The sequence below is a fragment of the Bacillus sp. G16 genome, assembly GCF_021282335.1.
Classification (GTDB): Bacteria; Bacillota; Bacilli; order Bacillales; family Bacillaceae; genus Bacillus; species Bacillus inaquosorum.
The window spans coordinates 221175-243354 of record NZ_JAJSOZ010000001.1 but is presented as its reverse complement, the minus strand read 5'-3'; the positions used below and the strand labels follow the sequence as shown (position 1 = coordinate 243354).

Here is a 22180-nt window from a genome sequence, read left to right as displayed (position 1 = left end):
GAAGGTTATCAAAGAAAGAGTGATCTGTCAAAGGGAACAGATGGAAAATACGGATAGAGCCAAGCCCTATCCGCATTGTGGTTTATCGATTATTTTTCTTTTTTTGCACAGCTTCTTGAAGCGGATCATCTTTTAGAGCTGAACCGGCATCTTCAAGAGCTCCCTGGATTACGTTTTTTTCTTTATCAGAACGTTTTCCTTTATCTTTATTAAAGAAACCCATTCGAATCACCTCTTTTAGAAAATAGGTACATTTTTAAGATGCCTTTTTCCTTAAAAAATTATGCGGGAAATTTTTTATCGTCCAAAGTCCTGTTGATCAAACATACATTCTCTTGATATATTTGTAATTCAGAGATTTTTGCAAAAGATAAAAGGAGAAGCGAGAAATGACAGGAAAAACACACATCATGGGAGGCATCGCTTCTTGTACGGCAGCGGCTTATTATTATGGATTTGATCCAGTGCTTATGGCTGCGTCCGGCGCGGTTGGGGCATTAATACCCGATATCTGCCACACACAAAGTAAAATCGGGAGAAGATTTCCTATCTTATCGAAAGCGGTCAGCTCTGTTTTTGGACACAGAACCTTTACGCACAGCCTGCTGTTTCTGCTCATCATGTTTTTTATCACAGCCACATATATTCCAAATAAAAACATATCAACCGGGCTGATGATCGGAATGGCGAGCCACTTGATTCTTGACGCTTGGACGGTGAATGGAATCAAATTATTATTCCCTTCAACGATTCGCGTACGGCTCCCATTATATATGAAGACAGGCAGTTTTTCTGAGCAGCTTGTGTTAGCCGGCCTGACAATTGCTTCATGTTATTATTTTTATATGCTGTTTTATGGGCGCATGTTTTAAACGTGAGTGCTGACACTTGTCTGAACGGACTGTTTTTAGTAGGTTTTACATAAGAAGCATTTCATGCAGAGATCAAGGAAACGTGAGGAGTCATATTGATGAAAGGAACCTTTTTTCCCAATCAGCGGTTTTTATGTTTTTCGATCGTATTCATGTGGATCAAAACGTATGTGATTTATAAACTGGGCTTTGATTTGCAGATCGATACTCTGTTGGAGGAGCTGATTTTGCTGATCAATCCGCTCAGCTTTATCCTTCCTTTATTCGGGATCGGCCTGCTTCTGAAAGAAAACAAACAGCGGGTCTTTTTGCTGATTGCCAATTTGGTTCTGACTGTTATCTTGATCTCCAATACGATTTTTTACGGCTTTTATATCGATTTTATTACCATCCCGGTTTTGTTTCAGGCCAGTAACATGAGCGATATGGGCAGCAGTGTAAAAGAACTGTTCAATCCTCTGTTTATCGCCCTGTTTGCGGATTTGATTTTTCTTCTGCTGCTGGCCAGAAAAGAGAAGCACCCGCAGACAAAAGCCGCCCCCCGCACAGTCAAACGGTACTATGCAGCTTCCTGCGGCATGATTCTATGCACCCTGGCACTTGCAGAAGTACAGCAGCCGAAGCTTTTGGCACATTCCTTTGACCGGGAAATGCTCGTCAAAAGCATCGGTCTGTTTCAGTTCCATATTTACGATACGATTTCTCAGACTGTGAATATAAGCGCGAAAGCATTTGCAGATGAAGACAGCATGACCACCATTAAAAACTACACAGAAGCAGACTACAGCAAGCCTGACCCAAACAAATTCGGGCTGGCAAAGGGGCGCAATGTCATTTTTGTCACACTTGAATCGACCCAAAGCTTTGTTCTGAATGAAAAGGTAAATGGAAAAGAAATCACTCCGTTTATGAATGATCTCATCAAAAAAAGCTATTACTTTGATCATTTCTATCAGCAAACCGAACAAGGCAAAACATCTGATTCAGAATTCATCGTCGCTAACTCACTGTATCCTTCCCTTAGCGGCGCCGTCTTTTTCACGAAAAGCGACCATCAATTTCATACAATGTACAAATCGCTGAAGCAACATGATTATTATTCAGCCGTCTTTCACGCCAACCATAAAACATTTTGGAACCGAGATGTGATGTACGAATCATTTGGGATTGACCGCTTTTTTGATGTTGATGATTTCCATGTCACTCCCGGGACATCGACAAGCTGGGGCTTAAAGGATAAGGAATTTTTAGAGCAGTCCGCCGGCAAGCTGAAAAGCCTGCCGCAGCCGTTTTACAGCAGTTTCATCACGTTAACGAATCATTTTCCGTTTGAGATCGATGAGAAGGATCAGCTGATTGATGAATACGATTCAAGCAGCGACCTGTTAAACCGCTATGTGACCACGGTGCGCTATGAAGATGAGGCATTGAAGCATTTTATCAAAAAGCTGAAGGACGAAGGCTTATACGAAAATTCGATGATTGTATTTATGGGAGATCATTACGGCATTTCAGAAGCCCATAACGATGCGATGGCTGAGTTTTTAGGAAAAAATGAAATCACGCCGTATGACAATGTTCAGCTCCAGCGGGTGCCGTTTATCATACATATCCCGGGAATCACAGATCAAAAGCCAGAAACCATCTCTGATGCCGGAGGGCAGGTCGATGTCAGGCCGACACTGATGCATCTGCTCGGCGTTGATACAAAAGGCAATATTCAATTTGGCAATGATTTGCTGTCCAACGACCGCACCCCATTCGCCGTGCTGAGAAACGGCAGTTTTATTACGAACGACTATGTATACACGAAAAACACGTGCTACAGCCAAAAAACAGGGGAAATGCTGGAAGATCAGGATGCGTGCCTTTCTTATAAAGAGAAAGCAAACGAAGAACTGTCTCTCTCTGATAAAATCTTAAACGGTGACCTGCTCCGTTTTTATGAATAAAAAATCCCTCTTTACAGAGGGATTTTTTACGTTTCAAACATCACTTTGCCGGTTAGCTTCGTTTGATAGCCGTTTAAATGAGACAGATTCGCCTTGTATTCCTCAGAATTCAAGATCTCCTTCACGGCCTTCAGCAGCTGCTCATGTTTTTTCAAAATGACGATATCATATTGTTCATCAATGAGCGGGATAAAATCAACACTGCCCATATGTGCAGCATGCTGCGCTCCGATTCCCGCGTCAGCCTGTCCGCTTGAGACTTGTGAAGCGACAGCGTAATGATCGGTCACGATATCGCTGTATCCCTTTACATCAGCCGAATTCACACCGAGCAAGCCAAGCTGTTCATCAAGGAGCACTCTTGCGCCCGAACCCTTTTCCCTGTTGATGACTCGGATATCGGTTCTTTTCAAGTCTTCCCAGCCTTGAATGTTTTTCGGATTCCCTTTTTGAACATACAGTCCGGCTTTGCGGAGAACGACATTGATCAGACAAAACGGTTCACCTGACAAAATCCGTTTTACATAAGGCGCATTATACTGCCTCGTTTCCGCATCGTACAAATGCAGGCTGACAATGTCACACTTGCCTTGATACATATCAATCAGGCTGTTTAAGCTTCCTTTGTATTTGCGGAGCGGCGTCTCCTGAATGATATTCTCCAAATGCTTGCTGAGCAGATCCATCGAAATGTCCTGTCCGCTGATCATGACATTCGGTCTGCCGTCCGGCTCTGCCTCATGCATCTTTTTCGGCTCTTCAGCTATAGCAATGGGCTGAGACATTCTCATATTCATCTTATATTGCTTTAAATCTTCTTCATCCACACGCATCTGCCTGCCGACACGGTAAGCAGGGATCATGCCTTTTTTAATCAAATCATAAACGGTCAGCTTTGATACCTTCAGAAGACCTGCAACTTCTTCTATCGTATAGGAAGAGGTTTCATTCATATTCATCACTCTCCTACTTCATTATACCTTTTCATCGAATGTAAAAAAACCCACATAAACCAAACATAATCAGTTATAATTAGATATAACTAATCATAAGGGGTGCAATTATGTTTAAAAAGTATTCCATTCTAACAGCAGCCTTAACCGCTTTTCTGCTTGCAGCAGGCTGCTCTGCAAACCAGTCTTCAACGGACAGCGAGAAAGAAGTAACGTTAACGATCTCAGCTGCCGCCAGTGCACAGGATGCGCTTGAGGAAATCCAAAAGAACTACGAAAAAGAACATCAAAACATTACAATCCAAGATAACTTTGGCTCTTCCGGCGCCTTGCAAAAACAAATTTCTCAAGGAGCAGGGGCAGATCTGTTCTTCTCAGCTGCTGAGGATAAATTTCAAAAGCTGGTGGATGATGGGGATATCGCCAAAAAAGACAGCACTGATTTAGTCGGCAATGAAATTGTACTGGTCGTGCCGAAAAACGGAGAGTCACCTGTGACAAGCTTCAGCAATCTGGCTGACTCAGAAAAAATCGCCCTCGGAACGCCGGAATCCGTACCGGCAGGAGCTTACGGGAAAGAATCACTGACAAAGCTGTCTCTATGGGACAAAGTGAAGGATAAGATCGTTTACGGAAAAGACGTTCGCCAAGTTCTTTCTTATGTTGAAACCGGCAATGTGGATGCAGGTGTTGTTTATAAAACAGATGCACTGATCTCTAAAAAGGTCAACATCATTGATGAGGCAAAAGCAGATACACACAGCCCGATTGTCTATCCGTTAGGAATTGTAAAAGATACAAAACATCGTAAGGAAGCGAAGGAATTTTACGATTACCTGCAATCTGATGAAGCAATGAAAGTATTTGAGAAATATGGTTTTACTGCCGAATAGCATAAGCGCTTCAGAGTTTTTCACACCTGTTGTGCTTTCCTTCCAAGTGGCGGCAGTTGCCGGAATTGTTGTCATTATTCTCGGAACACTGGCTGGAGCGTGGATGTCGCGGGCATCATTTTTCGGAAAAACGGCTCTCGAAACTTTTTTTATGCTTCCGCTCGTTCTTCCGCCTACTGTTGTCGGTTTTATTTTGATCGTCATTTTCGGAAAGCACAGTTTCATTGGACAAGCCATCGAATGGGTCTTTCAGCAGCCTGTCATTTTCACCTGGTGGGCCGCTGTGATTGCCTCGGCTGTTGTGGCCTTTCCGCTTATGTATCAATCCGCCAAAACCGGATTTGCCGACATTGATCCCGATATACAGGGCGCGGCAATGGTAGACGGCGCAAGCAGCTGGCAGGTATTTATCCATATTTCCGTCCCGCTCGCCTATCCTTCATTGCTGACCGGAAGCATCCTCAGCCTTGCGCGGGCGCTCGGAGAATTTGGCGCCACACTTATGTTTGCAGGGAACATCCCCGGTGTCACGCAAACACTGCCGACGGCCATTTATGTCGCATTAGATTCCGGCAACAATGCCCTTGCCTGGGCGTGGGTCGTCTGTATCGTTTTCATTTCCTTTTTGATGCTGTTTTTCATTCAACAGAAAAACACACACTAAAAAACTCCCCGTGCCGTGACGGGGAGTTTTTCATTAAAACAGAAGCTCGTCGGGATTTGGGCCGACACGCTCATCTTTGTTTAATGCGTCAATTTTGTCCATGTCTTCTTGAGACAATTCGAAATCAAAAATATCAGCATTTTCGATAATACGGTGTTCTTTGATGGATTTTGGAATTGTTACAACTTCATGCTGAAGGTCCCAACGCAAAATCACTTGAGCCACAGATTTATTGTGTTTTTCTGCAATCTGTGCGAGCACTTCGTTATCCAGAAGCTGTCCCTGCATGAGCGGAGACCATGCTTCAAGCTGGATGCCTTGCGCTTTACAGTAATCTCTTAATTCTTTTTGCGTCAAACGCGGGTGAAATTCCACTTGGTTGATCATCGGTTTGATTTCAGCATCTTTCAATAGCTCTTCTAAATGATGAACTTGGAAGTTGCTGACGCCGATCGCGCGGATTTTGCCGTCTTTGTACAGCTTTTCAAGCGCGCGCCAAGTATCTTTATATTTATCCTTGCCAGGCCAGTGGATTAAATATAGATCTAAGTAATCAAGCTGAAGTCTTTCCAGGCTTTTTTCAAAGGCAGCAAGCGTTGTTTCGTAGCCTTGATCTTCATTCCATACTTTTGATGTAATGAAGAGCTCTTCTCTTGCCACACCGGATTCCTTGATTCCGATGCCAACGCCTTCCTCATTTTTGTAGACAGCTGCTGTATCAATGCTGCGGTAGCCGTTTTTAATTGCCGCTTTCACAGATTCAGTCGCTTCACTTCCATTTTCTACTTTAAAAACACCAAGACCGAACCACGGCATTTCAACTCCGTTATGTAGCTTTACAGTATCTTTTAAACTTGTTGCCACTTGAACATCCACCCTTTCAATGAAATATAAGTGTCTATATTATCTCACATTCCTCTCAGCCGATACCAATAATACGCTTAAGAGCCTCTTATTGCTTCTTTTTTCACAGCACGGTCAAACTGATACACTATTTTTTTCCTATTTTAACAATATTGAGATTACAAAAAAAGTGAGCAGGGTATGCGAATAGTGTAACCACAATATACAAAGGAGGAACCACATTGAAACGTATTCGTATTCCAATGACACTTGCGCTTGGTACCGCTTTGACAATTGCCCCTTTGTCCTTAGCTTCCGCTGAAGAAAACCCCGCTCCAAAGATCTCGCAGACAACAACAGCCGGAACAACTGCCGCTGAGGTAGGTTTAAATGTAAACCTAGATGTGCTTGGAATTGCCAACCAGATCGCCGATGCCATTAAGTCCGCACAGAACCGGGATGGATTTGTGAAAAACCTCATGGAGTCTTCCTTCTACGCTTCCGGCCAAAAATATAACGTCATGGTATTTAATTTAAGCCAGGAATATGAAGATCACTTAAACGGTGTGCAATTTTACGGCTCAGCCGTTTACGACGGCATTACGTACGGCATTTGGGTATTTGAAGACGGAACCTTTACAAACAAAGGTGATGGCGGCTGGATCAACTGGGCCTTCAGAGGCTGGTTCGACCGGGATGGCAGCACTGTCAATTTCCATCGCCCTTAATACAGAAAAAAGCTGGCGTTTCAGCGCCAGCTTTTTTACTGCATCTATTCGCCGCCTTCAAGCATGGCGGCTTCCACATCATTAATGTATTGGCGAAGCTCATGGGAGATGTCCCGGGAAATTTCCCGCTCCTCAAAGAGCGTCTGAATTTCATTTCTGATCGCCTGCACAGCCTTCAGCTTCACTTCCAGCTTCTGATTTTCAAAATGAGCGCTTGATTTCAGCTCATGATGGCTGTGCTCCAGCCTGAAAATTAACTGTTTATAAAACGAAATGACAGACAAAAACACTTCTTTATGTTCTTCCGTTTTATGTTTTTCCAGATAGTCTATCGCTGCTTTTGCCGTTTTCACTCTCGTTGCCTGTATCAATCCCGCTTCATTTAAAATCGACATCTCCGGCTTTTTATGTTCACCGAAGAAAATCCAATACATCAGCCGCTTGAGCCTTGTTTTTGATAATCCGACCTTAAATGGGTTGGCATACAAAATTTCTAATTCATTAAACCGTTCTTGCAGCACGTTTGCCGTTTCTTCCGGGATGTCCCCTCGCTCCAGCATTTTCACCAGCGCCTCTTGCTCAGCGTTAACCCCTTGCGCACGGACTTTTCGCTCATGCTTTTTGATACGATTAGATGATGTATACTGCTGAAAACGCAGATTTTTCATTTTCTCATTGTATTCAGCTATCACCGCAAGAGAGGCCGTTTTGTTTGTATCATTCATGTCCTCTTTAATCGTTTGGAGAGCTGTTTTGATCAATTTGCGTCTCGCCGTCAGCAGCTTCTTATTTCGTTCCTCGTCCTCTTCTTCTTTTTCAGTCAGAAGCGGCAGCACAACGGTGGCAATGACAAGTGTGCATAAAATGACGCCGGCTGCTAAAAAGAGAATCAGATTTCTTTCCGGAAACGGCGTGCCGTCCTCCAGAAAATACGGTATGGAGAAAGAACCTGCAAGTGTTACAGCTCCGCGCACGCCGGAAATCGAAATTAACAGCGTCGAACGAAGACCAGGTTTATAGATGTTCTGATCCTTATTAAAGAACCACTTGCCGTTCCAGAAGAACAGCACCCACAGAAATCTGAGGAGCATTAGCGTAAATGTGATCACAAGGATATAGCCAATCACCTTCATGTTGCTGATGGCGGTGTCGTTAAAAATGACAGAAATGACGTCCGGAATCTGCGTCCCAAGAATAACGAAGACCAGGCCATTCAAAATAAATAAAATAATGTTCCACGTACTTGAGGAGACGATTTGCAGCTTGATCATCGTTGATTCCAGACGATCCTGTTCAACTGCATGGGTAATGCCTCCCGCCACAACGGCCAAAATGCCGGAAACGCCGATTTCTTCCGCTGCCAAATAAATGACAAACGGCGTCAGAATTTGAATCAGCATATGCATCGTGACATCCTGCATACCAAGGCGGCGCAGGAAGAGGCGAAAACGAATAATGAAGAACGAAATGACAACCCCGCACAGCAAGCCTCCGAGAGAAATAAAGACAAAGCTGACAGCCGCTTGTGCTAATGAAAATGCACCAGTCACTGCTGCCGCAATCGCAAACTTAAAGGCTACCAGACCTGATGCATCATTCATCAGCCCTTCCCCTTCAAGCAGGCGAAGAATCCCTTTTGGCATTTTCACTCTTCCTGATAATGCGCTGACAGCGACGACATCAGTCGGTGAAAGAATGGCCGCAAGTCCGAAAGCCGCTGCCAGCGGAATAGCAGGAATCATCCAGTGAATCGTGTAGCCTCCTACAATCACAGTCGCAAATACAAGACCGAGTGCAAGCAATAAAATCGGGGCTCTTAAATTCCAAAGCTCTGCCCGCGGCGTTCTCTTCCCATCATTAAATAGAAGAGGCGCGATAAACAAAACAAAAAACAATTCAGTACTTAATTCAAAATGAAGCCCCTGTGGAAATGAGGCGGCAAGAATCCCAAGCGCCACCTGAATCAGAGGCACTGGAATAAACGGAATAAACCGGTTCACGATATTGGATATCGCAATAATCGTTAATAAAACGAGAACAACTAAAAATATGTCCAAATGCATGACCTCCTTCGTCTGTTGTGTTCGTGCATGATGAGTCGATGAAGCTGCTTGTTTAAAAGAGGCTTTAGGCTAGGATGGCCTTGCATCCGATATGTGATTCCGCAGGAGTTCCCTCCACACTTGTCTTCTTTTATAGTACCCTTTTTAGGGTATTATTTCTCATGATATGCTCACAGTGAACTTTTTTGCCGAAGAGCAAATTTCAGATAAAAAGAGACAGGGAGCTATTCCCTGTCTCTCGTCTTTCTTTATCAATCATGAAAATTCGTGCCGTCAGTCGTTGCTTTAATGATACCGGCGCGAATGACAAAGTCACCGAAGTGCTCGCCTTCGTCGCGTTCTTTCGCATAGCAGGACAGAAGGACGCGCAGCTCGCTTAAAATGTCTTCTTCACCGATGTTTTCACGGTACATTTTGCTTAAACGGCTTCCGTCAAATGCAGCGCCAAGATACATATTATATTTGCCCGGCGCCTTTCCGATAAATCCGATCTCACCGAGCGCATGGCGTGCACAACCGTTCGGACACCCTGTCATGCGAATGGTAATTTCCTGATCACGAAGGCCGTTTTCGTCAATGATCTCTTCAACCTTATCTAAAAGGGTCGGCAAGTAACGTTCTGCTTCAGCCATTGCCAATCCGCAGGTCGGAAGAGCGACGCACGCCATAGAGCTGCGGCGGAGCGCTGAATGATGCTTGCCGTCAGTGAGTCCGTATTGCTCGATTAACGCACTGATTTCATCTTTTTTATCGCTTGAAACGTTCGCGATAATCAAGTTCTGATTGGCTGTCAGACGGAACTCGCCTGTATGAACTTTGGCAATTTCCCGCAAGCCTGTCATCAGCTTATAATCATCGTAATCCGTCACACGGCCGCCTTCAACAAACAGCGTAAAATGCCATTTATCCTTAATGCCTTCTACCCAGCCGTAGCGGTCGCCGTTATGATCGAAATGATACGGCTTCGCTTCTTCCAGACTCCAGCCGAGACGGTTTTCCAATTCTTCTTTTACGGTTTCTAAACCGAGGCGGTCAACCGTGTATTTGAATCGCGCATTTTTGCGGACAGAACGGTTTCCGTAATCACGCTGAATTGTAATCGTTTTTTCAGCAATGTCATACAGTTGCTCAGGACGGCAGAACCCGATCACCTTGGCTAATTGCGGATATGTCGCTGTGTCGCCATGCGTCATTCCCATACCGCCGCCGATGGCCACGTTAAAACCGATCAGTTTGCCATCTTCAACAATCGCAATGAATCCAAGGTCTTGTGAAAAGACGTCAATATCATTAGACGGCGGAACAGCAATACCGATTTTAAATTTCCGCGGCAGATAGAGCGGTCCGTACATTGGCTCGATTTCTTCCGGCGTGCCGGCCACTCTTTCCTCATCAAGCCAAATTTCATGATAAGCCCTCGTCCGCGGCAGCAGATCATCACTTAATTTTTTAGACCACTCGTATACCTCTGAGTGGATTTCAGACTGATAAGGATTCGATGCACACATGACATTGCGGTTTACGTCTCCGCAGGCTGCGATCGTATCCAAAAGAGCTGAGTGGATCGTGTGAATGGTTTTCTTCATGTTCCATTTCAGAATCCCGTGCATTTGGAACGTTTCACGTGTCGTCAGTTTTAATGTGCCGTTCCCGTATTTCTGAGAAAGGTCATCCATGACAAGCCATTGCTCAGGCGTTGAAACGCCTCCTGGCATACGCACGCGCAGCATGAACTGATATGCCGGTTCAAGCTTTTGCTTTTGGCGTTCATTGCGGAGGTCGCGGTCATCCTGCAAATAACTGCCGTGGTGTTTCATCAGGCGGTTGTCATCATCCGGAATTCCGGCACTGATCCGATCGAGCATCACTTCTTTTAGTGTGCCACGCAAATAATCGCTTTCTTCTTTAATGCGCTCGACGTCACTTGGAGAGCCGTCCGGTGCTTTTAAGATTTTGGTCACCATGTTGAAAAACTCCTTTCAGGTCAAATCAGTATACATCACGCTGATAACGTTTTTGCTGCTGCATATCGGCAAGATAAACTTCTGCTTCTTCACGGGTCATATTGCCTTCTTTTTCTATAATTTCTAAGAGTGTGTTATGGACATCGTGTGCCATGTGCTTTTCATCACCGCAAATGTAAACAGCCGCGCCTTCTTGAAGCCATTCGAACAATTCCGCGCTCTGTTCAAGCATGCGGTGCTGCACATATACTTTTTCTTCCGTATCACGTGAAAACGCCACATCCATTTTTGTCAGCACGCCGTCTTTGAGCCAATTCTGCCACTCTGTCTGATAAAGGAAATCCGTGACAAAATGCTGATCGCCAAAGAACATCCATGCTTTTCCTTCCGCTCCCGTCTCCTCGCGCTCCTGCATAAAGGAACGGAACGGCGCGACGCCTGTCCCAGGGCCAACCATGATGATCGGCGTTTCAGGATCTTTCGGAAGCTTAAAGTTTTGATTGTGCTGGACATATACCGGCAGTGTGTCTCCCGGCTGCAGACGCTCCGCGCATAAAATCGAGCAGACGCCTTTACGTTCACGGCCGTGCGCATCGTAGCGGACTGCACCGATTGTTAAATGCACTTCATCCGGATTTGCGGATAAACTGCTCGCGATCGAATAGAGGCGGGCCGGCATTTTTCGCAGAATCGAGACAAACTCCTGCGCAGATACACTGAACGGGCCATAATCACGAATAAGATCAAGCAAATCGCGACCTTCAATATACGCTTTTACATTCCCCTCATTCCCCGGGGCTAAAAGCTCTCTAAGCTCATTGCTGCCTGTCAGCTGGGCTGCCTGTTCAAGAAGCGGTTTTGTGAGAACGGTAATCTCATAGTAAGAAATCAGCGCTTCTTTCAGCGGGCGGACATCGCCTTGCTTATTAAGCGTCACAATTTCTTCCGGGTCCCAATTCATTTCCTTAAGCAGCAGCTCGACAAGCTCCGGATCGTTTTCCGGATAAACGCCGAGGCTGTCACCAGGCTCGTAAGTCAGGCCAGAGCCTTCAAGAGACAGCTCCACATGGCGTGTTTCTTTATTTGATCCTCTACCGTTCAAATTTAAATTTTCTAACACTTCAGCCCGAAACGGGTTTGTTCTGGAATATGAAGACTCACTGGTTTGAGGCGATGCTGCTGGCGCAGGTGCGGCACTTCCGCCCCCGGCTTCACTTAAACCCCCAAATACGCTTTCAAGCCATTCCGCTGCCGGCTCATCATAGTCAAGATCGCAATCAACGCGCGGAGAAATCCGTTTTCCGCCGAGTTCTTCTAAGCGCTGATCAAATTCTTTCCCTGTCTGGCAGAAAAATTCGTACGAACTGTCACCAAGCGCCAAAACGGAAAAACGAAGAGCTTCAAGCTTAGGCGCCCGTCTTCCATGCAGAAATTCATGAAACGACAGCGCGTTATCAGGCGGCTCGCCTTCACCGTGCGTACTGACGACGATCAAAAGATTATTTACTTTCTTCAACTGATTCGGCTTAAAATCGCTCATGGACGAGACAGTTACTTGAAAACCGCGCTGCTCAAGCTGCTTGCCGGCATTTTCTGCAAGCCCCTGTGCGTTGCCCGTCTGTGAACCGTAAAGAACGGTTACTTCCTTTGAAACGGCCGGTGCTACAGACGCTGCCGCCGGCGCCCCCGCAGTTTCTTGGGCGGAAACAGATTGCGCGGATAAATATCCGCTTAGCCAGATTTTCTGAGATTCGGTCAAGGTTGGCAGAAGGCGGTTAAGGAGCTCTGCCTGCTCCTGATTAAACGGACTGTTCATTACCTGAAGTTGCAACGTATCCACCTCACAAAGTTATAAACTGATCGAAAATTGCATCTAATTGAACTTTACCGGAATACTAGGCTTAAGTAAAATATATTTACATGATGATAACTATTAAGAATCCTAATGATAAAACCGCCTTATTTCATTTAAATAAAAAAAGAGAAGGGTTCCCTTCTCTTCATTCAGCTTTCTCATATAAATGAGACGGCACAGCCGTTACAAACGGACTTGCCTTACCTGTATAAAACACCGTCAGCGTATGCATCGCACGGGTGCAGGCAGTGTATAACAGCCTGCGATCGTGCTCTGTTTGATAATGTTCTTCTGAGGCATCATAGACAAGTACTGCGTCAAACTCAATTCCCTTCGCTAAATACACCGGAATGACACAAACTCCCTTTTGGAATGTTTGATTTTCTTTATGAATCAGTCGAACATCTATATATTCACTCATATGAGCGTGCGCCTGTATACATTGCTGCGCAGTCTTGCAAATGACGGCTATCGTTTCGTGCCCTTGCTTCTTGAGCCGTTCAATTTCTTTCGTAAGCTTTTGACAAAGATCCTCTCGTCCTTCGTTTTTGAAAACGAGAGGCATTTCCCCGTTTCTGTTAAAAGGCTCGATGTCCGCTCCGTCCTGAAGCATCGCTTTTGTTAACTCGACAATCTGCCTTGTCGATCTGTACGTTCTCTTTAAACGAACATATTCAGCTGGCTCACCTTCAAAACACGCATCCATACGCTTTGCGCCATGTATGGCATGGGCGTAGATGGACTGATTGATATCACCGAGCACTGTCATGCTGGCAGCCGGAAAAATGCTTCTCATGTACGCCATCTGAAACGGTGAATAGTCCTGAGCTTCATCGATAAAAAGATGTTTGATCTTCGTATTTTTCTTTCTGCCTTCAATCAGATCCTGCATATAAAGAAACGGTGCCGCGTCCTCATAGAGCAATTTATTTTCCGCAAATGCCGATCGGGTCAGCTCTCCTATTGCTGCCATCTTCTCATGCTGGAATTTCCCTCCCCAGCCAGAAAACAATTGCAGGTACAGCTGTTTCACATCAAGAAATGCAAGGAGTCTGACCGCCTGTTTGAGCGGTTTGAAAGCCTTTTTTACAATGATAGCGGCAAGTAGCTGCTGCTCTCTTTGATAATCGTTAAACGTACTCTCACTGAACCGTTTCCTTTCCTGGAGCTTTTTGTACACGTCCAGGTAATCCTCTTTGTCGAGCAGCTCAGCTTCCTGAACGACCCAATCCTTACGACGTTCCTTTTTCTCAAGCTTGTTTAGCTCACTCAGCAGCCACTTCGCTGTTTGCTCCATCCGATTCGGAATGGACTGTCTTTGATCCAGTGAGTAAAAATAGGATTGAATTTGTTCCTTTGTGATCAACTTTTGTCCGCGGAAGATGATATTTTTAAAGATCATCCCTTCAGAGGACAGCCGTGTGACGTATTCATCAATGAATTGCTGAAAAGATAAGCCCGCCTTCCATGTGATTCCCGCAAGCCTTGTTGGAAGTCCGCTATCCTTTGTTTCTGTCAGACAATATTCAAGCTGATCAAAGGGGCTTTCACATTGAAACTTGCGGCCAAGCCGATGCTCGATATATTCCTGAAACGTCGCCTGCTCCATGTTCTCTTCCCCTAACTCAGGCAAAACAGAGGAGACATAGCTGTTAAATAAAAAGTTGGGAGAAAATAAAACGATTTGTCCGGCATCTATGACGCCGCGGTGCCTGTATAACAAATAAGCGACACGCTGAAGCGCTGCCGATGTTTTCCCGCTGCCAGCCGCTCCCTGCACGATTAGGAATTTACTTTTTTCATTACGGATAATCTGATTTTGTTCTTTCTGGATCGTAGACACGATGTTTTTCATTTGGGTATTAGAGTGATGGCTTAATACTTCTTGCAGCATTTCATCGCCGATCGTCATATCAGTATTAAACATCGCCTTGAGAGCGCCGTTTTTAATGATAAACTGGCGTTTCAGTACCATTTCTCCTTCTATCGTTTCACCGGGCACTTCGTACTCCGCTTTTCCTGGGGAATAATTGTAGTACATGCTTGATATCGGCGCCCTCCAGTCATAGATCAGAAAGTGTTCCTCCTTCTCATCCATACAAGAAGCTAAACCGATATAAATTCGCTCTGCCTGCTCCTCACCGTTTTCAATAAAATCAATCCGGCCGAAATAAGGCGAAGCTTTTAATTGATGAATTCGTTTGAGCTGCTGATCCATACGCCGATGATTCCGTTCCCGATCAGACAGCAGCTCTGCCTGCTGCTTAATGCTTGCCATCGTTTCAACCGCTTCATGGGCATCATCAAGATTAACCGTAACATCCTCCCAAAAGCTTTTTCTTAATCCGATAATATCTTGCTTTAACCCGCCCGCAGACGTTTCCAGAAACCGCTCTTTTTTGCCGAGCTCCTGCAGCACCTCATCTATTCTTGACTGCTCTTCCTTCCATTCCTTATCCTGCTGATTCATGAACGGCACCTCCAGAAAATAGTTGACAAACACCGATGAAACACTGTAAAATATAATTGGATACATATAATCAATATATGATAAAAATACGCAAATACAATTTATCTTAGCACATTCACCCAATATCAATCAAGGTTTGGGTTATTTATATGCAAAAAAACCGATTTCAAATTGAAATCGGTTTTTTTAATGTTAGTTATCTAAACGAAAAGAACGGTTTGGCAGCTTCCAATTAAACATATAGGAACAAACGCGGCAAACAACGAGCACGAAAAACAGTACGTACAAGCCGAACGAGTTTCCCAGCCAGCCCAAGCCGACGATTAAACCGCCGAGAGCCGCCCAGACCGCATAAATTTCTGCTTTCAGCACAAGCGGTTTGCGCCCGGCAAGAAGATCGCGAATGATTCCGCCGCCGCTTCCCGTCAACACCGCTGCCACGATGACGGCACTAAGCGGATGGCCCATTTTGACGGCATACAGTGCGCCTTGGATAGCGAAGGCTGCGAGACCGATCGCATCTGATAAATTGCCCCACTTATTCCAATGCTTCAGCAGCAGCTTCGGGAACAAAAACACAATCGTAATGGATAAGAGCGCGATTTGAAAGTACGCTCCCTGCTCCCATAGTGCTGACACCGGAACACCGATCAGCAAATTGCGGATCGCTCCCCCTCCAAAAGCTGTGACAATCCCTAATATATAAACTCCTAAAATATCATATTCCTCTTCCATCGCAACGATTGCGCCGCTGACTGCAAACGCAATGATACCAATCACACTGAGCAGCTCCCAAGCCATTCTGATGACTCCCTTTATGTTTGTTAAATTTTCTGACGACCTCTAGATTTTATAATCGCTCAAGCGTAAAATCAATAACATTTTCACGATAAAAAAAGATAAATTTAGAGAGAGTACACCAAACGCTATCGAGCATGAGTTTTCGAGATAAAAAAAGCGCCCGGCATACAGCGGGCGCTTTTTTGTTATTCAGATTTTTCGCCTTTCAGCAGACACATAAAAACAATAATCAGGATAAAAGCAATCAGGGCCAGGAATGGAATGGTAATAAAACCAAACCAGTTAATATATTGGCCTGAGCACGGCACGCCGCTTACACACGGCTTAATGCCGGTAAAGCCGGGCACTTTTTGCTCTAAGTAGTGCATGATCGAAATAAATGCCCCGATAATCGCCATCGGGAGCACATATTTTTTCACGCGTGTGTCACCTTGAAAGGTGGCGATGCCTAAAATCAGGACGAGCGGATACATGAGGATACGCTGGTACCAGCACAGTTCACATGGAATGAACTTTCTGATTTCACTGAAATACAGGCTGCCAAGCATAGCGACAAGAGCCACAACCCAGGAAGCATATAAAAATACAATTCTATTTTTCATATGATTACTTCCCTTTCAGCTCTTTTTCTATCGTTTTTTTGATTTCATTATAATCCGCAAAATTTTTGATCACTTTATCATTTACGTAAATCGTCGGTGTTGCGTTTACGTTCATTTTTTGATTAAGGTCAGAATCCTTTTCCACTTGAGAAGCGAATGTTTCCTTATCAAGATTGTCCTTGAGCGTCTCAGGTTTTACCTTTGTGGTGCTTTTTGCAAGATCACCGAGAACGGCTGGAGTCACCCATTCCTGTTCTGTGTCCGGCTGTTTTTCGAACAGCTTTTCATGGAATGCCCAGAAAGAGTCAGGATCTTCTTTCCATACTTCTTCTGATGCAAGAGCCGCTAATCTAGAACCCTTTCCATGTAACATGACGTTCACGAAGGAAAATTTCACATCGCCCTTATCAATAAAGTCTTTTTGTATTTTTGGGAAGATGTCACTGTTAAACACCTTACAAGACGGACATTTGTAATCTCCGAATTCTACTACAGTTACCGGTGCATCATCCTTGCCAAGCACAGGCTGGCCTTTGATAGAAGGCTGTCCGGAAACCGCTTCATTGCCTTGTTCCGTTTTGTTATTAATGATTACAATGGCTGCTAGCAATACAACAACCACAATCGTAAGGATGACCGCGAATTTCGCAGAAGACTGCTGTTTCTTTTTCACTCCGACACCTCATCGTTTTCAAATTAAAAAAGAAGCGGATCGCAATTGACCCACTTCTTTATTTTAACAAGACAAGTGCCTATAAGAAAACCCCGAAAAAATGAATTCTCTCCGACAATTTATCTGTTTTTGAGACGCATAACGCGCATGGCGTTTGCCACAGCGAGCAGGGTAACGCCTACATCTGAGAAAACCGCTTCCCACATGGTCGCAATTCCAAATGCTCCAAGAATGAGAAAGATTGCTTTTACCCCTAAAGCAAAGCCGATGTTTTGCCACACGATTCGTCTTGTCCGTTTCGCAATCCGAATCGCTTCCGCTATTTTCGACGGCTGATCTGTCATCAGCACGACGTCTGCGGCTTCTACCGCAGCGTCTGAGCCAAGGCCTCCCATGGCCGCTCCGATATCCGCGCGCGCAAGCACCGGCGTATCATTGATGCCGTCACCGACAAAAATGAGTTTTTCGTTTGGCGAAAGCTTGGCTTCCAATGCTTCGACCCGCGACACTTTATCCTGCGGCAGCAGCTCCGCATATACCTCGTCAATGCCAAGCTGTTTTCCAACGGCTTCTCCCGTTTGTTTCGAATCACCTGTCAGCATAACTGTCTGTTTGATTCCAAGCGACTTCAGATCAGCAACCGCCTGTGCTGCATCTTCTTTTACTTCATCCGCTATGATGATTGCTCCGGCATAGCGTTGATCAACAGCAACGTGCACGATTGTTCCGGCATGTTCATCCGGGACGCCCTTAACCTGTTCTCTTTCCATGAGCTTCTTATTCCCAGCAAGGATTTCTGTTCCGTTTACTTTTGCAAAAATGCCGTGGCCGGATATTTCCTCATATGACTCTATCGCATCAGATGAAAGCATTTTCCCGTAAGCTTTACGCACAGATTCAGCAATTGGATGCTGGGAGTGAAGCTCAGCATATGCCGCCGCTTCAAGTAATGTGTCCTTTTTAAATCCTTCCGCAGGTTTGATTTCTGTCACTTCAAAGCTGCCTTTTGTTAATGTTCCTGTTTTATCAAACACCGCGTATTTGACTTGATTCAAGGCTTCTAAATAATTGCTTCCCTTCACAAGCACTCCGGCCTTTGAGGCTGCGCCGATTCCGCCGAAGAAACCGAGCGGTATAGAGACAACAAGCGCACATGGACAAGAAATTACTAAGAAAATAAGTGCGCGGTACACCCAATCGGAAAGTGCGGCGCCAGGAATCACCAGCGGCGGGACAAAGGCCAGCAATACCGCGATGATCACAACAGCAGGTGTATAATACTTGGCAAACTTCGTGATAAAGTTTTCTGTCCGGGCTTTACGGCTGCTCGCATTCTGAACCAAATCTAATATTTTTGATACTGCAGATTCCTGGTAGCCTTTTGTGACTTCAATATGCAGAACGCCGTTTTGATTGATAAAGCCTGACATCACATCTTGTCCTTCTGCAGCTTTTCTCGGAACGGACTCACCTGTCAAAGCAGACGTATCAACCATCGCTGATCCCTGCACGACCTTACCGTCAAGGGGTATGCTTTCTCCCGGATTGACCACAATGATGTCTCCTGTCTGTACGTCCTCCGGAGAAACCAGTTCGATGCCGTTCTCTGTTTTGACATTGGCGTAATCAGGCCGTATGTCCATTAACGCACTGATTGATTTTCTGGACCGGCTGACCGCGGCTCCTTGAAAAAGCTCACCGATTTGGTAAAACAGCATAACGGCGACACCTTCAGGGTATTGCTGAATCAGAAAAGCACCGATTGTGGCAAGAGCCATTAAGAAATGTTCATCAAACACCTGACCGCGGCTGATGTTTTTGACTGCACGGATGATAATGTCACCGCCGATGATCAAGTAGGCAGCGAGGAAAAGTATAAATTCAATGGGTCCGGAATGAACGACATATGCTGCTGCTCCGAGTATGATAGCCGCCGCCATTCTGATCAGCATATTGATCATTCGATGACGATAGCCGTCATCAGCTGATTTCTTTTTATGCTTTTGACGAACCGTTACATGCGGATCGATTGATTTCACTTTTTTCTCCACCTTATTGGTGACCCATTGCTCTTCTTTTCCATCGGCTGAGACAGTCAAGGTGCTTGCCGCAAAATTAACCGCACATCCGTCAATGCCTTTTATGCCTTTGACTCCGTTTTCGATTTTTTGGGCACAATTGCTGCAATCCAAACCGTCCAGAACGTATTCCTGTTTCACTAGTCTCACCTTACCTTCCGATTTAGGGTTCCCTCTTCAAAGCGTATCAATGAGTATTGGTCATGAATTTTTATATATGAGCACATACTCATATAATGGTTACATCTATTATATGGCGTTTCCCAAGAAAGTGTCAATGAAAAACAAAAACCGGCATATGGCCGGTTTTTATTTTACTTTCTGCAGACGCAGCGCATTCAGAACAACAGAAACGGAGCTGAATGCCATTGCCGCTCCCGCTATCCACGGCGCTAAAAATCCGAGCGCTGCGATTGGGATGCCGAGGCTGTTATAACCAAGCGCCCAGAATAAGTTTTGTTTAATGTTTTTCATTGTTAATCTGCTCATGCGAATTGCGTCGGCAATGCTGTTCAGATCTCCGCGAATCAACGTAATATCCGCTGTTTCCATGGCAATGTCCGTGCCTGTTCCAATCGCCATGCCGATATCGGCTGTGGCAAGCGCCGGCGCATCGTTAATTCCGTCGCCCACCATGGCCGTCTGACGGCCTTCTTTTTGCAGGCGGGAAATTTCCGCCGCCTTTTGTTCAGGAAGGACTTCCGCAATGACACTCGTAATTCCTGCTTCCTTCGCGATGGCTTCTGCAGTTCTGCGATTGTCACCTGTCATCATGATGACATCCAGGCCCAACTCTTTCAGACGGGCCACGGCCGCCCGTGACGTGTCTTTTATCGTATCGGCAACGGCTACAAGTCCCGCTGCTTCCCCATCAATGGATACAAGCATAACCGTTTTTCCTTCTGCCTCAAGTTCTTCCATTTGCGCAAGAAGAACCCCATGCTCAACCTGTTTGCTCTCCATTAACTTTCTTGTGCCGACGAGAATGGTTTTGCCTCCGGCTTCAGCCAAAATGCCTGCGCCAATCTTTGCTTCAAAGCGGGTCAGCCTCGGTATCTCAAGCCCTTTTTCTTTCATGCCGGCAACAATCGCTTCACCGAGCGGATGCTCAGATCCCGTTTCGGCTGCCGCCGTAAATTGAAGCAGATCTGTTTCTTCAAAACGACCGAACGGAATGGCATCAGTCAGTCGTGGCTTCCCGTTTGTCACAGTTCCGGTTTTATCAAGAACAATCGTATCGAGACGATGTGTTTTTTCTAAATGCTCGCCGCCTTTAAAGAGAATTCCGAATTCAGCAGCGCGCCCAGATCCGGCCATAATGCTCGTCGGAGTGGCAAGGCCGAGGGCGCAAGGACAAGCAATGACAAGAACCGCAATGAACTTGCTGATCGCTTCGGCAAAATCGCCGGGAGCCGCCCAAAGATACCAAATGAGGAAAGTGAGAACGGCAATCCCCAATACGATAGGCACAAAAATGCCGGAAATCTGATCAGCGAGACGCTGGATCGGCGCTTTTGACCCTTGTGCTTCCTCGACAATTTTGATGATATGAGAAAGTGCCGTATCCTTTCCAACGTTGACAGCTTTGATTTTCAGGAAGCCGTTTGAGTTGACGGTTGCACCTGTCACACTGTCACCTGGATTTATGTCAACAGGAAGACTTTCTCCTGTAATCATCGATTCATCTACTGCCGAGCGGCCTTCAACCACTTCCCCGTCGACAGGAATTCGTTCGCCCGGTTTGACGTAAACAATGTCATTGACTAGTACTTCGTCTATCGGAATGATTTGCTCCTGTCCGTCTCTTACGACAGTCGCTGTTTTCGCTTGGAGCTTCATCAGCTTTTTAATTGCATCCGAAGAACGGCCCTTTGCTTTTGTTTCAAACAGCTTGCCTAATAAAATCAGCGTCAGCAAAATCGCGCTTGTTTCATAGTAAAGGCCGTCTGTATGCCCATGGGAACCAAGGCTTTGGATGGTAAGATAAAGACTGTAAGCGTAAGCAGCCGTCGTTCCGAGCGCGACCAATACATCCATATTGGCGCTTTTATTTCTGAGCGCCTTATACGCACCCGCATAAAACGGCCAGCCGATCAGAAACTGGACCGGTGTCGCCAGCGCAAACTGCATCCACGGATTGAGGAATATATCCGGCACCCAAATAAACGATGTAAACGTAAAATGGCTCACCATCGCCCAAAGCAATGGAAATGACAGAACCGCTGAAAAGATCAGTCTCGCCGTTTGCTTCCGTTCTTCTTTCTTTTTAGAAGCTGCCGTTTCTCGTTCCTCATCACCCTTCAGCTGAAGCTTATATCCCAGCTTATCTATGGCTTCTTTCAAATCGCCGACAGACGCTTCTTTTGGATTGTACTCAACCGTAACCGTTTCTAAAGCGAAGTTTACAGGAGCATTTGTGACGCCTTCTATTTTGTTAAGCCGCTTTTCAATCCGATTGGCACAGGCTGCACAAGTCATGCCTTCAATATCGAATTCAGCTTTTTCTGTCACGACGTGATAGCCCAGCTTTTCTATTTTTTCCTGAATCGCTGCAGCCCCTGTCTCAGCGGGATCGTAGGTGACATTTGACGTTTCCATTGCCAGATTGACATTGGCATCCGTCACACCGGGCATCCGCTTCAGGCCTTTTTCAATTCTGGAGGCACATGCCGCACAGGTCATACCCGATACCTGCATCGCGATTTCCTTTTGTTCACTCAATCTACTCACTCCTTTATATACACCCGGGGGGTATATAAAAATGAAAGA

Annotated in this window: 17 protein-coding genes; 5 read left to right on the top strand and 12 right to left on the bottom strand. The window is 45.5% G+C overall.

Going from position 1 to position 22180, the window contains the following annotated elements; genetic code table 11:
* Nucleotides 1-82: 82 nt before the first annotated feature.
* Nucleotides 83-223, bottom strand: a complete 141-nt coding sequence (gene sspJ, locus LWH95_RS01170) for a small acid-soluble spore protein SspJ (RefSeq protein WP_003240697.1) — start codon at nucleotides 221-223, stop codon at nucleotides 83-85.
* A 166-nt stretch (nucleotides 224-389) separates the two neighbouring features.
* Here sspJ and LWH95_RS01165 point away from each other — a divergent pair, with 166 nt between their 5' ends.
* Together LWH95_RS01165 and LWH95_RS01160 are read left to right on the top strand one after the other, a co-directional pair.
* Entirely contained in the window at nucleotides 390-872 is a 483-nt protein-coding gene (locus LWH95_RS01165) for a metal-dependent hydrolase (RefSeq protein ID WP_232918794.1), read from the top strand.
* Between the two features lie 98 nt (nucleotides 873-970).
* Nucleotides 971-2824 (top strand): LTA synthase family protein, encoded by a 1854-nt coding sequence (locus LWH95_RS01160; protein WP_232918793.1) that lies wholly within the window; start codon nucleotides 971-973, stop codon nucleotides 2822-2824.
* Nucleotides 2825-2850: 26 nt separating this feature from the next.
* Here the strand turns inward: LWH95_RS01160 and LWH95_RS01155 are convergent, their stop codons facing one another.
* Complete coding sequence (locus LWH95_RS01155) at nucleotides 2851-3777, bottom strand: substrate-binding domain-containing protein (RefSeq protein WP_003240691.1); 927 nt, start codon at nucleotides 3775-3777, stop codon at nucleotides 2851-2853.
* A gap of 110 nt (nucleotides 3778-3887) precedes the next feature.
* On the opposite strand from LWH95_RS01155, the gene modA reads away from it, so the two are divergent.
* Nucleotides 3888-4670: a molybdate ABC transporter substrate-binding protein gene (gene modA, locus LWH95_RS01150; protein ID WP_003240689.1), complete on the top strand. Its 783-nt coding sequence runs from the start codon at nucleotides 3888-3890 to the stop codon at nucleotides 4668-4670.
* Complete coding sequence (gene modB, locus LWH95_RS01145) at nucleotides 4642-5334, top strand: molybdate ABC transporter permease subunit (protein ID WP_141564874.1); 693 nt, start codon at nucleotides 4642-4644, stop codon at nucleotides 5332-5334. The genes modA and modB overlap by 29 nt, the downstream gene beginning before the upstream one ends.
* Before the next feature lie 33 nt (nucleotides 5335-5367).
* On the opposite strand, the gene pgoN is transcribed toward modB, so the two are convergent.
* Nucleotides 5368-6198 carry a glyoxal/methylglyoxal reductase gene (gene pgoN, locus LWH95_RS01140; protein ID WP_133486026.1) on the bottom strand — a complete coding sequence of 277 codons (831 nt, stop codon included), beginning with the start codon at nucleotides 6196-6198 and terminating at the stop codon, nucleotides 5368-5370.
* 221 nt (nucleotides 6199-6419) lie between these two features.
* On the opposite strand from pgoN, the gene yvgO reads away from it, so the two are divergent.
* On the top strand, nucleotides 6420-6905 hold the full coding sequence (yvgO, locus tag LWH95_RS01135) for a stress response protein YvgO (RefSeq protein ID WP_232918792.1): 486 nt from the start codon (nucleotides 6420-6422) through the stop codon (nucleotides 6903-6905).
* A gap of 44 nt (nucleotides 6906-6949) precedes the next feature.
* Here the strand turns inward: yvgO and LWH95_RS01130 are convergent, their stop codons facing one another.
* The 9 genes from LWH95_RS01130 to copA all read right to left on the bottom strand — a co-directional run bounded on the left by LWH95_RS01130 (nucleotide 6950) and on the right by copA (nucleotide 22132).
* Entirely contained in the window at nucleotides 6950-8962 is a 2013-nt protein-coding gene (locus LWH95_RS01130) for a Na+/H+ antiporter (RefSeq protein ID WP_232918791.1), read from the bottom strand.
* Between the two features lie 257 nt (nucleotides 8963-9219).
* The gene (gene cysI, locus LWH95_RS01125) at nucleotides 9220-10932 is read right to left on the bottom strand and encodes an assimilatory sulfite reductase (NADPH) hemoprotein subunit (RefSeq protein WP_232918790.1); all 1713 of its coding nucleotides are present in this window, start codon (nucleotides 10930-10932) and stop codon (nucleotides 9220-9222) included.
* 25 nt (nucleotides 10933-10957) lie between these two features.
* Nucleotides 10958-12763 carry an assimilatory sulfite reductase (NADPH) flavoprotein subunit gene (locus LWH95_RS01120; protein WP_232918789.1) on the bottom strand — a complete coding sequence of 602 codons (1806 nt, stop codon included), beginning with the start codon at nucleotides 12761-12763 and terminating at the stop codon, nucleotides 10958-10960.
* 169 nt (nucleotides 12764-12932) lie between these two features.
* On the bottom strand, nucleotides 12933-15257 hold the full coding sequence (helD, locus tag LWH95_RS01115) for an RNA polymerase recycling motor HelD (protein WP_232918788.1): 2325 nt from the start codon (nucleotides 15255-15257) through the stop codon (nucleotides 12933-12935).
* Nucleotides 15258-15449: 192 nt separating this feature from the next.
* Nucleotides 15450-16058, bottom strand: coding sequence for a trimeric intracellular cation channel family protein (locus tag LWH95_RS01110; protein ID WP_003219999.1), 609 nt, complete (start codon nucleotides 16056-16058; stop codon nucleotides 15450-15452).
* 185 nt (nucleotides 16059-16243) lie between these two features.
* Complete coding sequence (locus tag LWH95_RS01105; RefSeq protein WP_003235152.1) at nucleotides 16244-16660, bottom strand: disulfide oxidoreductase; 417 nt, start codon at nucleotides 16658-16660, stop codon at nucleotides 16244-16246.
* Between the two features lie 4 nt (nucleotides 16661-16664).
* A complete protein-coding gene (gene bdbD / locus LWH95_RS01100) occupies nucleotides 16665-17333 on the bottom strand; it encodes a disulfide bond formation protein BdbD (RefSeq protein ID WP_232918787.1) in 669 nt (222 codons plus the stop codon).
* A 119-nt stretch (nucleotides 17334-17452) separates the two neighbouring features.
* Nucleotides 17453-19561 (bottom strand): heavy metal translocating P-type ATPase, encoded by a 2109-nt coding sequence (locus LWH95_RS01095; RefSeq protein WP_232918786.1) that lies wholly within the window; start codon nucleotides 19559-19561, stop codon nucleotides 17453-17455.
* 159 nt (nucleotides 19562-19720) lie between these two features.
* On the bottom strand, nucleotides 19721-22132 hold the full coding sequence (gene copA / locus LWH95_RS01090) for a copper-exporting P-type ATPase CopA (RefSeq protein ID WP_232918785.1): 2412 nt from the start codon (nucleotides 22130-22132) through the stop codon (nucleotides 19721-19723).
* Between the last annotated feature and the right edge of the window lie 48 nt (nucleotides 22133-22180).

Bases quoted from the DNA above. Each gene is read 5' to 3' on its own strand.
- sspJ (WP_003240697.1), bottom strand. From the start codon at position 223: ATGGGTTTCTTTAATAAAGATAAAGGAAAACGTTCTGATAAAGAAAAA.
- LWH95_RS01165 (WP_232918794.1), top strand. From the start codon at position 390: ATGACAGGAAAAACACACATCATGGGAGGCATCGCTTCTTGTACGGCA.
- LWH95_RS01160 (WP_232918793.1), top strand. From the start codon at position 971: ATGAAAGGAACCTTTTTTCCCAATCAGCGGTTTTTATGTTTTTCGATC.
- LWH95_RS01155 (WP_003240691.1), bottom strand. From the start codon at position 3,777: ATGAATGAAACCTCTTCCTATACGATAGAAGAAGTTGCAGGTCTTCTG.
- modA (WP_003240689.1), top strand. From the start codon at position 3,888: ATGTTTAAAAAGTATTCCATTCTAACAGCAGCCTTAACCGCTTTTCTG.
- cysI (WP_232918790.1), bottom strand. From the start codon at position 10,932: ATGGTGACCAAAATCTTAAAAGCACCGGACGGCTCTCCAAGTGACGTC.
- helD (WP_232918788.1), bottom strand. From the start codon at position 15,257: ATGAATCAGCAGGATAAGGAATGGAAGGAAGAGCAGTCAAGAATAGAT.
- LWH95_RS01110 (WP_003219999.1), bottom strand. From the start codon at position 16,058: ATGGCTTGGGAGCTGCTCAGTGTGATTGGTATCATTGCGTTTGCAGTC.
- LWH95_RS01105 (WP_003235152.1), bottom strand. From the start codon at position 16,660: ATGAAAAATAGAATTGTATTTTTATATGCTTCCTGGGTTGTGGCTCTT.